This is a genomic window from Pseudochrobactrum albidum (assembly GCF_051851455.1).
Taxonomy (GTDB): domain Bacteria; phylum Pseudomonadota; class Alphaproteobacteria; order Rhizobiales; family Rhizobiaceae; genus Pseudochrobactrum.
This window is the reverse complement of the sequence record NZ_JBPVTR010000024.1, coordinates 551828-565440: the sequence shown is the minus strand read 5'-3', so window position 1 is coordinate 565440 and position 13613 is coordinate 551828. Positions and strand designations below refer to the sequence as shown.

Annotated in this window: 10 protein-coding genes; 3 read left to right on the top strand and 7 right to left on the bottom strand. The window is 51.9% G+C overall.

Translation table 11 applies throughout. The annotated features are described in order from the left end of the window. Positions 1–30 precede the first annotated feature (30 nt). Positions 31–981, bottom strand: a complete 951-nt coding sequence (locus ACSTTO_RS13625) for an XdhC family protein (RefSeq protein WP_439273785.1) — start codon at positions 979–981, stop codon at positions 31–33. A gap of 77 nt (positions 982–1058) precedes the next feature. Next, positions 1059–1604 (bottom strand): Lrp/AsnC family transcriptional regulator, encoded by a 546-nt coding sequence (locus tag ACSTTO_RS13620; protein WP_439273784.1) that lies wholly within the window; start codon positions 1602–1604, stop codon positions 1059–1061. Between the two features lie 78 nt (positions 1605–1682). On the opposite strand from ACSTTO_RS13620, the gene ACSTTO_RS13615 reads away from it, so the two are divergent. Continuing rightward, a complete protein-coding gene (locus ACSTTO_RS13615; protein ID WP_439273783.1) occupies positions 1683–4724 on the top strand; it encodes an aminotransferase class III-fold pyridoxal phosphate-dependent enzyme in 3042 nt (1013 codons plus the stop codon). Between the two features lie 54 nt (positions 4725–4778). Here ACSTTO_RS13615 and dld read toward each other — a convergent pair whose 3' ends face one another. The 5 genes from dld to ACSTTO_RS13590 form a co-directional block, all read right to left on the bottom strand. Beyond that, a complete protein-coding gene (dld, locus tag ACSTTO_RS13610) occupies positions 4779–6521 on the bottom strand; it encodes a D-lactate dehydrogenase (RefSeq protein ID WP_439273782.1) in 1743 nt (580 codons plus the stop codon). A gap of 11 nt (positions 6522–6532) precedes the next feature. After that, complete coding sequence (locus ACSTTO_RS13605; protein ID WP_439273781.1) at positions 6533–6943, bottom strand: c-type cytochrome; 411 nt, start codon at positions 6941–6943, stop codon at positions 6533–6535. A 91-nt stretch (positions 6944–7034) separates the two neighbouring features. Beyond that, positions 7035–8606, bottom strand: coding sequence for a GMC family oxidoreductase (locus ACSTTO_RS13600; RefSeq protein WP_439273780.1), 1572 nt, complete (start codon positions 8604–8606; stop codon positions 7035–7037). 50 nt (positions 8607–8656) lie between these two features. After that, positions 8657–9193: a twin-arginine translocation signal domain-containing protein gene (locus tag ACSTTO_RS13595; RefSeq protein ID WP_439273779.1), complete on the bottom strand. Its 537-nt coding sequence runs from the start codon at positions 9191–9193 to the stop codon at positions 8657–8659. Positions 9194–9256: 63 nt separating this feature from the next. After that, positions 9257–9652 (bottom strand): VOC family protein, encoded by a 396-nt coding sequence (locus ACSTTO_RS13590; protein WP_439273778.1) that lies wholly within the window; start codon positions 9650–9652, stop codon positions 9257–9259. Positions 9653–9920: 268 nt separating this feature from the next. Here ACSTTO_RS13590 and ACSTTO_RS13585 point away from each other — a divergent pair, with 268 nt between their 5' ends. Both ACSTTO_RS13585 and ydiJ read left to right on the top strand, forming a co-directional pair. Then, positions 9921–10229, top strand: a complete 309-nt coding sequence (locus ACSTTO_RS13585) for a ribbon-helix-helix domain-containing protein (protein WP_439273777.1) — start codon at positions 9921–9923, stop codon at positions 10227–10229. Positions 10230–10389: 160 nt separating this feature from the next. Continuing rightward, positions 10390–13437 (top strand): D-2-hydroxyglutarate dehydrogenase YdiJ, encoded by a 3048-nt coding sequence (gene ydiJ / locus ACSTTO_RS13580; RefSeq protein ID WP_439273776.1) that lies wholly within the window; start codon positions 10390–10392, stop codon positions 13435–13437. The last annotated feature ends 176 nt before the right edge of the window (positions 13438–13613 follow it).

Genomic DNA, 13613 nt, shown 5'->3' with positions numbered 1-13613 from the left:
CGCATATGAACCGCGCTTTGAGGCGGCCGCCTAATTGCGATAGGCCTGAATGATTTCAGCAAGGACAGCGGTGGCAATCTCGGCGGGTTCCTGTGCACTGATGGCAAGGCCGATAGGGGCATGAATCCGTGTGAGCTCATCGGCGCTGAAACCGGTTGCCATCAGCCGCTCCAGCCTTTGCGCATGGGTTTTGCGGCTGCCGAGTGCGCCGATGTAAAAACAATCGCTCGCAAGGGCGGCAATCAGCGCCGGATCATCAATATGGGGAATATGGCTGAGCGCAACAATTGCGGTAAAATTATCCGGCTGGTTGTGGCGAAAAAAATCCTCCGGCCATTGTGTATTCAGCCGTATATCGGGAAAGCGTTCTTTTGTGGCAAAGCCGGTGCGCGGGTCAAGTATTGTCAGTTCATAGCCGGTAATTTGTGCCATTTGCGCCAGCGATTGTGCAATATGCACAGCACCGGTTACCAGAATATGTGGCCGCGGCCGGTAGGTGCGGATAAAGCATATATCATCCAGCAAGGTGATTTTTGCACTTTCCGGCGCCGGAACAAGGCTGATTCCGCCACTGGCAAGATCGGTGCGCGCGGTGATTTGCCGGCGGGAGGCCTGCGCCTGAATAATCCGGCCGATCGTTTGATAGAGGGCGGCATCATAAGGGGTGATGAGCAGGCGGAGCGTGCCCCCGCAGGACAAGCCTGCCGCCCATGCATCTTCATCGCTGATACCAAAGGACAGATCGCGCGGCTCTCCCTGCTGTAAAACTTCTGCGGCTTGCGTAATAACTTCCGCCTCAATACAGCCGCCGGAAACCGAGCCCTCAAAATTGCCCTGTGCGTCACAAATCATATGGCTGCCTGCAGGGCGCGGCGCCGAACCCCACACAGAGAGCACGGTAACAAGTGCAATCCTGCGCCCTTGTTCAAACCAGTTTTGTGCAATTTGGAGCGGATCGGCGGCTGATATTGTCTCAGTCATGGCAGTAACAATCCCCTTTTTTTGAAAGAAGACTGACTAAATTTGCACGATCAGGCAATGATTTATTTATAGCAGATTTATTTATCGCGCAGAATTTCGCGGCGCAGAACAATATTTGTGGTCAGGTCTTCCACATTGTCAAATTCGGCAATTCTGTTGCGAATTTCATTGAGCGCATTGATGGAGGGCACTTCCACCTCCACCACCAGATCAAGCTGGCCGCTGACAGAAGAAACCTTGCGCACCTGCGGCAGTCCGGCCAGATTATCAAGAATGGGAAAGCTTGGCGTACGCTTTAATGTAACCATGAGAAAAGCCTGCAATGCTGCATCATCGAGCAGGCCGATATCGGCGCGATAACCACGGATCACGCCATTTTTTTCAAGCCGGGCAACACGTTCGCTGGTGGCGCTGCGGGAGAGGCCGATGCGCCCTGCAAGCGTTTTCATCGGAATGCGGGCCTCCTGTGACAGAATGCTCAGGATTTTATGATCTGTGGCGTCAATATCCTGCATCATTTCCCTTCTGGATGCGCGCGGTGTTGCGCTCAAAATTGTTGCCGGCAATGTGACGGTTACTTGAAACAAACTGCCGGTGCAACCGGCACTTTGTCTGATGCGCATCTTTTTATGCTGTGTAAATCTGTGTGCATAAAAGATGTAACGCCTGCCTTCTGAACAGGCACATGAAACGGAATAATCATGCTTGATACTGCGCCGCAATTTTCACCTGACGATGCCGCTGCCCTGCTTGCCGCCCATTATGGTCTTAGCGGGGAGCTCGCGCTGCTTAACAGCGAGCGTGATCAGAATTTTAAGCTGACTACGGCAGAGGGTAAAAGTTTTATTCTGAAGATTATTAATGCTTCGGAGCCGGAGACGGAAAGCCGTTTTCAGACGGCTTTGCTCAACCATATCCGTGAACATGCCCCGCATTTGCCTGTGCCGCAGATTGTACACACCCTAAAAGGGGACAGCCTTGCCGATACACAGATGCTCAATGGCGATATACATAATATCCGCCTAGTGAGCTGGGTTGAAGGGCAGCCTCTGGCAGAATCTGCCCGTTCATTGCAGGCTCTGGAGAGCCTTGGCGCATTACTTGGCCAGTTTGATGCGGCGCTGCAGGGGTTTATCCATGCCGGTGCGCTGCGTGATCTTGATTGGGATATTACCAGGGCAGGGCGCTCCAGAGACCGTCTTCATCTTGTTAAAAATACCGATGACCGTGCTTTGCTGGAACGTTTCATCACCCGTTTTGAAACACAGGTTGCACCAAAGCTTAAAACCTTGCGTGCCGGTGTTATCCATAATGATGCCAATGACTGGAATGTGCTGGTTGGCAATGACAATCAGCATGTCATTGCCGGTCTGATTGATTTTGGTGACGCACTCTACACGCCGGTGATTGCCGAAGTGGCGATTGCGGGCGCCTATGCGGGGCTTGATCATGATGCGCCGGTCAGCGCCATTGCCGCTATTGCCAAAGGGTTTCACAGATATTATCCCCTGCGGGAGGAAGAGCTTAATCTGCTCTATGATCTTATCGCCATGCGTCTGGTCACCTCGGTCACAATTTCTGCATCGCGCCGGCAGCAGGTGGAGGATAACCCCTATCTGGCGATCAGTGAAAAACCGGCATGGGATCTCCTGCGCAAACTTGACCGCATGGAGCCGCTTTTTGTAAGCGCAATATTGCGTAAAGCTTGCGGGTTTGATGCAGTTTGCGGTGCATCCGTAACGGTTAATTGGCTGAAAAATAATCGTTCAAAACTGTTGCCCCTGTTGGATAAGCCGGTTGCAACCTATCCGGCAGAACTGGTTCCCTATGGCGACCCGTTGCATCCGATGACTATAAAATCAGCAGAAGAACAGCCGGTTATTGCCCAAAAAATATGGGAGGAACATTGCGCTGTAACCGGTTCTGAACTTGGCATCGGCCCTTGGGGGGAGGAGCGCACCGTTTATGCCGGCACAATGTTTGAATCCAGATTGATAAAAGACAAACGGCGCACCTGCCATCTGGGGCTTGATTTGTTTATGCCCGCAGGCACGCCGCTCTATACCCCGCTTGATGCGATTGTGCGCAGCGTGGATATTGAGCCGGATCCGCTGGGTTATGGCTGTCTGATCACGCTGGAACATCGCCCGCAAGACTGCCCGCCTTTCATCTCGCTTTGGGGGCATCTGGCACATGAAGCTGTCAACCGGCTCAAGGCAGGCGATGTTTTGCACGCCGGTGATCTTGTTGCCTATATGGGCAATGAAACAGAAAACGGCCATTGGGCACCGCATTTGCATCTGCAGATCTGCACCGATACCCGCCTGACGGCAATGGATATTATTGGTGTGGGGGAGGAAGCCTATCTTGATGTCTGGGCAGAATTATTTCCTGATCCCCGCAATTTTGCCGGTCAGGCAGATGAGTTTTACCGGCAATCGGGGCGCAGCAGGCAGGAAATTGTCGCCATGCGCCGCAAAATGCTGCTGCCCAACCTGTCAATTTCCTATGAGGAGCCGATCAAATTTGTGCGTGGTGACGGCGTCTGGCTGATTGACCATAAAGGCCGCGCCTATCTCGATTGTTTCAACAATGTCTGCCATATCGGCCATGCGCATCCGGCTGTGGTGGAAGCCCTGCATAAACAGGCCTCAACGCTCAACACCAATACACGCTATCTGCATGATAATATTGTGGCCTATGCCGAGCGCCTGACAGCTACCCTGCCGGATAACCTCACCATTGCCGGTTTTACCAATAGCGGTTCTGAGGCCAATAGTCTTGCACTGCGGATGATGCGCGCACATACAGGGCGTGAGAATGCAATTGTGCTTGACTGGTCTTATCACGGCACCACGCAGGAACTGATTGATTTGAGCCCCTATAAATTCAACCGCAAGGGCGGCAAGGGGGCCAAACCGCATGTTTATGTGGCAAAAGTGCCCGATAGCTACCGTGCGCCGGAAGACTGGAATCCGGCAGATCATGCCAGATTTTATGCGCAGAGTGTGGCAGAACAAATTGCGCGAATGCAGGCAAAGGGGGAGGGGCCTGGTTTCTTCATTGCAGAATCTATTCCAAGCGTGGCCGGTCAGGTTTTTATGCCGGATGGTTATCTCAGGGAAGTCTATAAAATGGTTCGCGATGCCGGCGGCATATGTATTGCCGATGAGGTGCAGGTCGGTTTCGGCCGTGTCGGCAGCCATTGGTGGGCTTTTGAAACACAAGGGGTAACGCCGGATATCGTGACCATGGGCAAGCCTATCGGCGATGGTCATCCTATGGCAGCACTGGTTACCACCCGCGAGATCGCCGACAGTTTCAACAATGGTATGGAATATTTCAACACATTTGGCGGCAATCCGGTGTCTTGTGCCGTTGGCCTTGCTGTTCTGGATGTGATTGAGAGCCAGAACCTGCGCGCCAATGCGCTTGCAATCGGCAATTATCTGATGGCTTCCTTCCGTGATATGCAAAACCACTATGATGTGATCGGCGATATACGCGGTCTTGGCCTGTTTCTTGGTATTGAACTGGTTAATGACCGCCACACAAAGGAGCCGGCAACTGAGATTGCGCGTGCCGTGTGTAATGTTGCCCGCCGCCGCGGTATTTTGATGGGCACGGAAGGCCCGTTTGATAATGTGCTGAAAATGCGCCCGCCAATGATCTTCAACAAGGCAAATGCTGATTATCTGCTCAATGTTTTGGATGAGGCTTTTGCGGAAGTAACGAAGAAATAAGAAAAATCAGGGCTGGTGCATTTCACCGGCCCTGATTTTTAACAGTCATTATCCTCAGCAATCATTACACTGGCAGCCATAGAAGCGGAACTTTGAGGCTTTGCCGATACCGGGGTTGAAACTGTTGGTCGGATCAAGCTGCCGGTAAAAGGCGGCCTGCTCGGGTTTGGCCTCATAAAGATGGCCGACATTATGTTCAGCCGGATATTCCGCACCGCGAGAGCTGATCAAATCCAGCAAATCATGTTTGAAGCTTTTGGCATCAAAGCCTTTTTTCACTACATAATCCTGATGGAAGACATGGCAGAAAAAATGCCCGTAATAGAGTTTGGACAGGCATTGCCGCTCAAGATTATCCGGCAGCACCTCAAACCAGTCCCTCGTATTGCGTGGCAGGGCAATATCCAGCGCCACCATATCTTGCGCCTGTTTATCATGCACAATTGCATAGCGGATGGCGGCACCGGCGGCGGCAAAGCGATGCAGGAATGCTTTCTTGCCTTCTTCTGCCGTGCAGCTGAACCAACTGCCCTTTTGCGCATTGTCAGGCTTTGCAAACAGGGCGCTTAAATAATCACGCGCTTCCTGCACGCCCTTGCCCGACATTTTCAGCATCAGGTGATGTTCGTATTTTTCATGATAATCCAACAGGCGCTTTGGCAGTACTTCCGGCCAGAACCGCATCAGTTTTTGCAATATCCGGTCAGTCAGTGAGGAGGGCAGAAACGGCAACCGGTCGGTGAAGGCATCAATCCGTCCTTTAAGCGTGAAAAAGCGCGGCATAAATTCTGTGCCGAGCTTGTCAATCATCACAAATGTATCCTTGCCATAAATGCGGGTCACGGCAAAGGCTTCACGATGTATATATTCTCCGGCCACTGGCAGATCGCTGAAATTTTGCAGAATATCCCTGCGAATCGTGGTGAGGATATGCGGATCCTTGGTGCCGATATAAAAGCTCTGCTCCTCCCCTTCGGGGGCAAAAGTATCAAGCCGCACGGCAAAAACCGCAAGCTTGCCTGCGCAGCCTGAGGCGTTTTTCAGGCGCCGCGGATCGGCATTGAAACGGGCTGGGCTGTCTTCCTCAACGGCGCGCACACGGGCAGCATAATCATTATCATGGGCAACAGCATCCGTATCATTACTAATATCGGCGGCGCTGTAATCCCCTTTGTCCAGCCGGGTTAAAATTTCTTCCGGTGTTGTACCAAGATCAATGCCAAGCTCATTGATGAGATGCAGCTCCCCCTGTTCGTCAAGGCGGGCATAAAGCGCAAGTTCCGTATAGGCAGGCCCGCGTTTGACAAGAGAGCCGCCGGAATTATTGCTGATACCGCCGATAATAGACGCGCCAATACAGGATGAGCCGATGACGGAATGCGGCTGACGGTTATGGGGCTTGAGCAGTTTTTCCAGTTGAAACAATGTTGCGCCGGGCAGGCTGACAATTTGTTTGGCATCATTGATAAGATCAATGCGGTTCATCCGTAATGTATTGATAACAACAACAGGCCGGTCATAATCATAACCGCTGGGTGTGGAGCCCTCTGTCAGGCCGGTATTGGCCGCCTGAAATATGATGGCCGCGCCATGTCTGACACAGATTTGTAAAACCCGCCATTGCTCCATAAGGCTTGCGGGAAACACCACCGCCGCCGCTTCTCCCTCGCCGCTTCTGAAACCTTTGCGATAACGCTCTGTGGTACGGGGGGTGGTCAGGATGTGTTTCCTGCCAACCACAGATTGCAGATCGGCAATCAGATGCTGCGGGGCGGAGGGGTGGTGTTTTTCTGGCATGACGATAAAATTTATTCTGCGGATTTTGAGCGGAGATAGGCGATAAGGTCGCTGATATCTTCCGGTTTTTTCAGGCCGGCAAAAATCATTTTGTTACCGGGGATGAATTGCTTAGGTGCGGCGAGATAGGAGCGCAGTGTTTCCTCATCCCAAACCATTCCCTCTTCACCGGCCTTGGACATGGCCGGTGAATATTTGAAACCCTCGGCCGTTGCTGTCTTGCGCCCGATAATATTAACCAGATGCGGGCCGACACGGTTTTTCTTTTCCTCGATTGTGTGGCAGGCCATGCATTTTGCAAAGACTTTCTTACCCTTTTCAGCATCGCCTTCCGCATGGGCGGGCTGGATGAGGGCGGGCTGGATGAGGGCAAAGCCTGAAAGCAATGCAAGACCAATCAGATTTTTAAACGCAATATGCATTTGCTACACCTTTTTAAACCGTTATTTGCGGACGGTTCTAATTGAAATCTGCCGCAGCGGCGCGTGAATAAGTGCCGCTGCGGCAAAACTGTCAGATATTGCCTGCAGCCATTTCTGCGGCAATATATTCCGCCTGACGGATTGCCAGCGCCACAATTGTCAGGGTCGGATTTTCCGCTGCAGATGTGGTGAACTGGCTGCCATCCGAAATGAACAGGTTTTTAATATCGTGGCTCTGGCCGTGCTTGTTCACCACGCCATCCTGTGCCTTTTCACTCATCCGGTTGGTGCCCAGATTATGCGTTGAAGGGTAAGGTGGTGTGGGGAAGGTCTTGGTTGCGCCAACTGCTTTATAGAGCGCCTCACCCTGTTTATAGGCATGATTACGCATGGCAATATCATTGGCATGGTCGGTAAACCATACATCCGGAACCGGCATGCCATACTGATCTTTCAGTTCACTGTGCAGTTTAACGGCATTTTGTTCCTGTGGCAGGTCTTCACCCACAATCCACAGGCCGGCCATATTGGGATAATCATCCATAGCCGCCGCAAAAGAGCGCCCCCAGCCACCCGGATTAAGGAAGGCCGCCATAAAAGGAACACCAAGCGAGATGGTTTCCATCTCATAACCGCCCACAAAACCGCGGGAAGGATCATGGCGGGCTTCATCGCGGATGATGCCCGCCATGGTGGTGCCGCGATACATGCGAACAGGCTTCTCAAATACGCCATAGACAGAGCCAGTGGTGTGGCGCATATAGTTTTTGCCGACCTGCCCGGAAGAATTGGCAAGACCGTCAGGAAACAGAGAGGAGGCCGAGTTCAGCAACAGGCGCGGACTCTCGATCGAGTTGCCGGCAACGGCAACAATGCGGGCTTTCTGCGTGTGCAGCTTGCCCTCTTTATCAGCATAGACAACACCGGTAACCTTGCCGTTCCTGTCATGCTCGATTTTCACAACATGCGCATTGGCGCGCACTTCCAGCTTGCCGGTGGCTTCGCCTTTGGGGATTTCTGTATAAAGGGTTGACCATTTGGCGCCCCATTTACAGCCCTGAAAGCAAAAACCGGTCTGCTGGCATGCCATACGGTCATCGCGCTCGGCAGAATTAATTGCCATATTGCCGGTATGGCATTCTTTATAGCCAAGCTTGTCGGCGCCGGCTTTCATCACCTTAAAATTATTATTGCCGGGCAGCGGGGCAATGCCATTAGTGTTGGTAACGCCCATTTTATCTTCAGCACGGGCATAATAAGGCTCAAGATTCTGATAGCTTATCGGCCAGTCCAGCAGATTGGCGCCCTCAATCTTGCCGTAATGGCTGAGTGTCTTGAACTCATGTTCCTGAAAACGTAAGGATGCGCCGGCCCAGTGAATGGTGGTGCCGCCTACGGCTTTCACAATCCATGCCGGCAGGTTGGGAAAATCTTTTGCAACACGCCAGCCGCCGCTGCTGGTGCGCTTGTCATCCCATGAAAGCTGGGCAAAGCTTTCCCATTCATCATTGATAAATTCGTCATATTCATAGCGGTTGCCTGCTTCCAGAATGACAACATCAATGCCTTTCTGTGCCAGTTCATTGCCTAATGTGCCGCCGCCCGCGCCGGAGCCGATAATAACAACCACATGGTCGTCAGTCAGTTTATAAGGAGCTGCCATAGTTTCCTCCCACAAGAAAAACTAATCAATTGATCGTCAAAGTTTGGAGGTCAGAGCCATTCGATATCGTCAAAACCGCGCTCGATATAACCGCCTTTGGAATAGGATTCGCCCTCATAGCCAAAGAGCGGCCAAAGCTCTTTCTGATTATAGAGGCTGACGACGAGATCACTGCGAATAGCCTGAAAAAACGGGCTGTCTTCAATGGCGTGAAGAATGGCAACCCGGTCTTCTTCCCAGCCCATATCGCGATAGGACGGGCTGCCGGCAGCAACGGCACGTTTGTTGAGATCAGCAATGCCTTCCTCAATCAGTGTCAGATGAGCTTTGTCTTTTGCAGCCTTTTCTTCATGGCCCTTGATGGCAATGGCATAAAAACGGTCAGCCAGCCGGTCATGGGGGTAGATATCGCGTGCCAGCTTGATGAGCGTGGCAACACTATCGGACTTGAGAGCATTGCTCTCAAGCGCCCAGGCATAATTAGCGCCAAAAACCGCATTGCCAAAAACAATAAGGGCAGCGCCGGTGCCGCCGCGCTTTAATAATTCACGGCGAGAAATGCCGCGCAGGTTTTTTGTGACTGTCATGTTTCCCTCCCAAGGTAAACGTCATGGGCGGGCAATGTTCCTCGGCATTGCCCGTAATCCTGATTATTTGAAGCGGCCACCGCGCTGCAGCACTTCGATTTTGTAACCGTCAGGGTCGGTGATAAAGAAGAAGCGGCCAACCAATTGGCCATCGGGCTTGAATTCAATCAGTTTTCCCGGATTAAGGCCGGCCTCAACAAGACGGGCATGTTCCGCATCGAGATCTGCTACCGAAACCGCAAGATGGCCATAGCCATCACCCAGTGTATAAGGCTCTGTGCGGCCTTTATTGATGGTGAGTTCCAGTTCAAACTCGCTTTCCGGATTGCTGAGATAAACCAGCGTGAAATCCTGGAAATCAAGCCGGTCGGCAATCTCCAGACCAAAAGCTGTTTTATAGAATGCAAGGGAACGCGCTTCATCAATGACGCGGATCATGGAATGAATATTTTTTGCCATAAGATCACCGGTTGTGAGAAGATTGGAATTAGACTTGTTCCAAATTCTGCACTTTTTGTCTCATTGCATGGTAGTAGCCCATTACCGCATGATGTTTTTTGTGTCTGAAATATGAAAAATCATCAATATTCGTGTAAACTGGTTGCCTGAATATATACGCGTGAAATGCCGCTTTAAAAAAATGCAAGGCGGTTTGGGTTCTATGCTATAGAGGCGTATAAACATGGAAGGTATAATCAGTATTCCGGCTATTCAGTGAGGATTTGAGATGTGTGAAGTATTTGCAACGCAGGATCCCGATCGTTACCGTCCGGTTAACCGCTCTGTGCGTATTGGCGGGCATTCCACAAGCATTCAGCTGGAAGCCGCCTTTTGGGATATTATTGATGAGATCGCCTGCGGACAGGATATGTCTACATCGCGGTTTCTTTCAACGCTTTATGATGAAGCCATGCATGTAAACGGGTCAGTGCCGAATTTTGCTTCGCTTCTTCGTACCAGTTGCCTGATTTATCAGGGCAGCAATGGCGCGCAGCGCAAGGAGATGAACCGTCCGGTCATTATTGCTGCGGAATAAGGTGATAGAAAATACTATGCATAACCTTATGCCAATGCATGATAAAGTTCATCGCTGCCTGTGATTGGAAAGCACCGCCAAAAACGCTATGACATGTCTGCGATAAAGGGTTGTATAAGGAGAAATACCTGATGCAGCCGGCAAATGCGGAGAGAATTGCGTGATACCATTTCTGCGGGCGGAGATTGCGGCGCAGCCGGAGCCTCTGGATTTTTATGATGCACTGCGGCTGCGCGGCTTTGGTGGTGATATTGAGTTTGATGCGGCAACAACCACCGTTTTTGCAACTGATAATTCCGTTTATCAGTTGCGCCCGCAAGGGGTGCTTTTTCCGCGCGGGATTGAAGATCTGCAAAAAATTGCCCGGCTCCTGCATGAGGCGCGCTTCCGCCATTTGAAAATGGCAATGCGCGGCGGCGGCACCGGCACCAATGGCCAGTCCCTGACCGGCGGGATTGTGGTTGATACCTCACGCTATATGAACCGCATCCTCTCCATTGATCCGCAAAAGCGCATTGCACGGGTTGAAAGCGGCGTGGTCAAGGATCAGCTCAACAAGGCACTGAAGCCCTATGGTCTGTTTTTTGCGCCGGAGCTTTCCACCTCAAACCGCGCCACAATCGGCGGTATGATCAATACGGATGCCTGCGGGCAGGGCTCCTGCCTTTATGGCAAGACCTCCAATCATGTTTTGGGCTTGCGGGCTGTTTTGATGGATGGCAGCGAGCTGAATACCAGGCCACTCTCCAGAGATGAACTTGAGAAGTTGCAGAAACAGGATGATCGCAGCGGTGCAATTTATCGGTTGGTCGATGAGATTGAGCGCGAAAACCGCGCGCTTATTGACAGGATATTTCCAAAGCTCAACCGTTTTCTGACCGGCTATGATCTGGCGCATTTGCGCGAAAAAGACGGCGGGCTTAATCTCAATTCCCTGCTTTGCGGCGCGGAAGGGACATTGGCGCTGATCGCCGAGGCAGAGCTCAATCTTTTGCCGATTCCGCGTTTTGCCGCTCTGATCAATATCCGTTATGATGATTTCAATACGGCATTGCGTGATGCCCGTTTTCTGGCCGGTCTGCAGGTTGCCTCTGTTGAGACAGTGGATGCCAAAGTGCTTTCACTGGCGCGCGGCGATATTATATGGAGCCGGATTGCCGATTATTTCCCCCCCGAGGCGGGCAGGCGCACAGATGGCATCAATATTGCCGAGGTGCTGGCAGACAGTACTGAAGAACTGCAGGAGAAAATCCGTTTTGTCAGCAAGGCGCTGGCAGGTTCTGCGCAAGAGGGCCGCCATGGTTTCACTATAACTGAAAAACCGGAGGATATTGAAGCCATCTGGACAATGCGCAAACGTGCCGTTGGCTTGCTTGGCAATGTTGAGGGGGCGCGTCGTCCGGTTGCTTTTGTTGAAGATACAGCCGTACCGCCGGAAAATCTGGCTGATTATATTCTGGAGTTCCGTGCGCTTCTGGACAGGGAAGGGCTGGATTATGGTATGTTTGGCCATGTTGATGCAGGGGTGCTGCATGTGCGCCCCGCACTTGATCTGACGGATCCGGAACAGGAGCCGATGCTCCGCCGCATTTCTGATGCGGTGGTGGCGCTGACACTCAAATATGGCGGTGTGCTGTGGGGGGAACATGGCAAGGGTGTGCGCTCGGAATATGTACCGGAATTTTTTGGGCCCCTTTATCCGCAATTGCAGCGTATCAAGGCAGTTTTTGACCCCTTCAATCAGCTCAATGCCGGTAAAATCGCCACGCCCGATGATCAGCCGCTGACAAAAATCGACGAACTGGCCTTGCGCGGCCAGAAAGATCGCATCATTCCGGCGGATGTGCGTAACGCATTCGATAATGCGCCTTATTGCAATGGTAATGGCGCTTGTTTTGATTTTAATACTGATTCTGCCATGTGCCCGTCATTCAAGGGCAGCGGCGACCGGCGCTATTCGCCCAAAGGCCGCGCTTCGCTGATCCGTGAATGGCTGCGCCTGCTTGGTGAGCAGGGGCTTGATCCGCGCCATCTGGCACAGGATTTGCGCAAAAAGCCGCTATGGCGCGGTTTTTTCAGCCGTATGGGCAATTCGATAAGCGCGAAAAACCGTGATGATTTTTCCCATCATGTACGCGATGCAATGGATACTTGTCTTGCCTGCAAGGCCTGCGCAGGGCAATGTCCGGTCAAGGTCAATGTGCCGGCCTTCCGCTCCAAATTTCTGGAGCTTTATTACAGCCGCTATCTGCGCCCGTTAAAAGACCCGCTCATTGCTTCAATTGAGCATATTATGCCGCTGGTTGCTAGGTTTGGCGGGCTTTATAATGGTTTAATGGCCAGTGCGCCCGGCCGCTGGGGCATGAGGCAGGTCGGCCTCACAGCCTTGCCGGAACTTAGTCATGTAAATTTAAAACAAGAACTGCGTGATCGTCATATTCAGATGGCGGATCCGCATATGCTTGGCACTTTAAACAAAGCGCAGAAAGCCGGCAGTGTTATTCTGGTGCAGGATAGTTTTACAACTTTTTTTGACACGCAATTGCTGCTTGATGTGCTGGACCTGCTTAAAATGCTTGGCTTTACACCCTATCTGGCTGAGCTGAAACCAAATGGCAAGGCGCAGCATGTGCATGGCTATCTGCGGTCCTTTACCCGCACGGCACGCAAGACCGGTCTTTATCTCAACGGTCTGGCGCAAAGCGGTGTGCCGCTGATTGGTCTTGATCCGTCCATGACACTGACCTATCGCAGTGAATATCGCGCCGCACTGCCCGATCAAACCGTGCCGGATGTGATGCTGCCGCAGGAATGGCTGGCACAGCACCTGCAACACATTGCGGGGCATATCAAACCTGCTGCAAAATATGCGGCACAAACTTATATGCTGTTGCCCCATTGCACTGAAAAAACCAATGCCATGCCTTCCATTGCCGCATGGACTGCGATTTTCAGGCATTTTGGCATCAATATGACCATTGGTGAGAGCGGCTGTTGCGGCATGGCCGGCACATTTGGCCACGAATTGCGCAACCGCGCATTATCAGACAATATTTATGATCTGAGCTGGCGGCACAAAATGCAGGCCCATGGGCGTGAGCATATTGTAATGGCCACGGGTTTTTCTTGTCGTTCGCAGGTGGAGATCATGGAAAAGACGCAGATTCCCCATCCTTTTCAGGTGCTCAAGCAATTGCTTATGGCCTGATCAGGGGCGACAGGCTCAGGAAAAGAGGTTTATCTTCATCTGCGGCGGATGGCTTTGTATGGGACATGTGAAAGCCGGTCATGTGAAATATGTCATTTTTTTGTTTTAAAACCATTGCCGCCTCTTGAAACCGGCTGCAAAGTGCTTAAATGCGTTTAATCTGCAGGCTGTCTGAT

What these genes read in the sequence shown, in the direction of transcription:
- ACSTTO_RS13625 (WP_439273785.1), bottom strand. Translation starts at nt 981, where the DNA reads ATGACTGAGACAATATCAGCCGCCGATCCGCTCCAAATTGCACAAAAC.
- ACSTTO_RS13620 (WP_439273784.1), bottom strand. Translation starts at nt 1,604, where the DNA reads ATGCGCATCAGACAAAGTGCCGGTTGCACCGGCAGTTTGTTTCAAGTA.
- ACSTTO_RS13615 (WP_439273783.1), top strand. Translation starts at nt 1,683, where the DNA reads ATGCTTGATACTGCGCCGCAATTTTCACCTGACGATGCCGCTGCCCTG.
- dld (WP_439273782.1), bottom strand. Translation starts at nt 6,521, where the DNA reads ATGCCAGAAAAACACCACCCCTCCGCCCCGCAGCATCTGATTGCCGAT.
- ACSTTO_RS13605 (WP_439273781.1), bottom strand. Translation starts at nt 6,943, where the DNA reads ATGCATATTGCGTTTAAAAATCTGATTGGTCTTGCATTGCTTTCAGGC.
- ACSTTO_RS13600 (WP_439273780.1), bottom strand. Translation starts at nt 8,606, where the DNA reads ATGGCAGCTCCTTATAAACTGACTGACGACCATGTGGTTGTTATTATC.
- ACSTTO_RS13595 (WP_439273779.1), bottom strand. Translation starts at nt 9,193, where the DNA reads ATGACAGTCACAAAAAACCTGCGCGGCATTTCTCGCCGTGAATTATTA.
- ACSTTO_RS13590 (WP_439273778.1), bottom strand. Translation starts at nt 9,652, where the DNA reads ATGGCAAAAAATATTCATTCCATGATCCGCGTCATTGATGAAGCGCGT.
- ACSTTO_RS13585 (WP_439273777.1), top strand. Translation starts at nt 9,921, where the DNA reads ATGTGTGAAGTATTTGCAACGCAGGATCCCGATCGTTACCGTCCGGTT.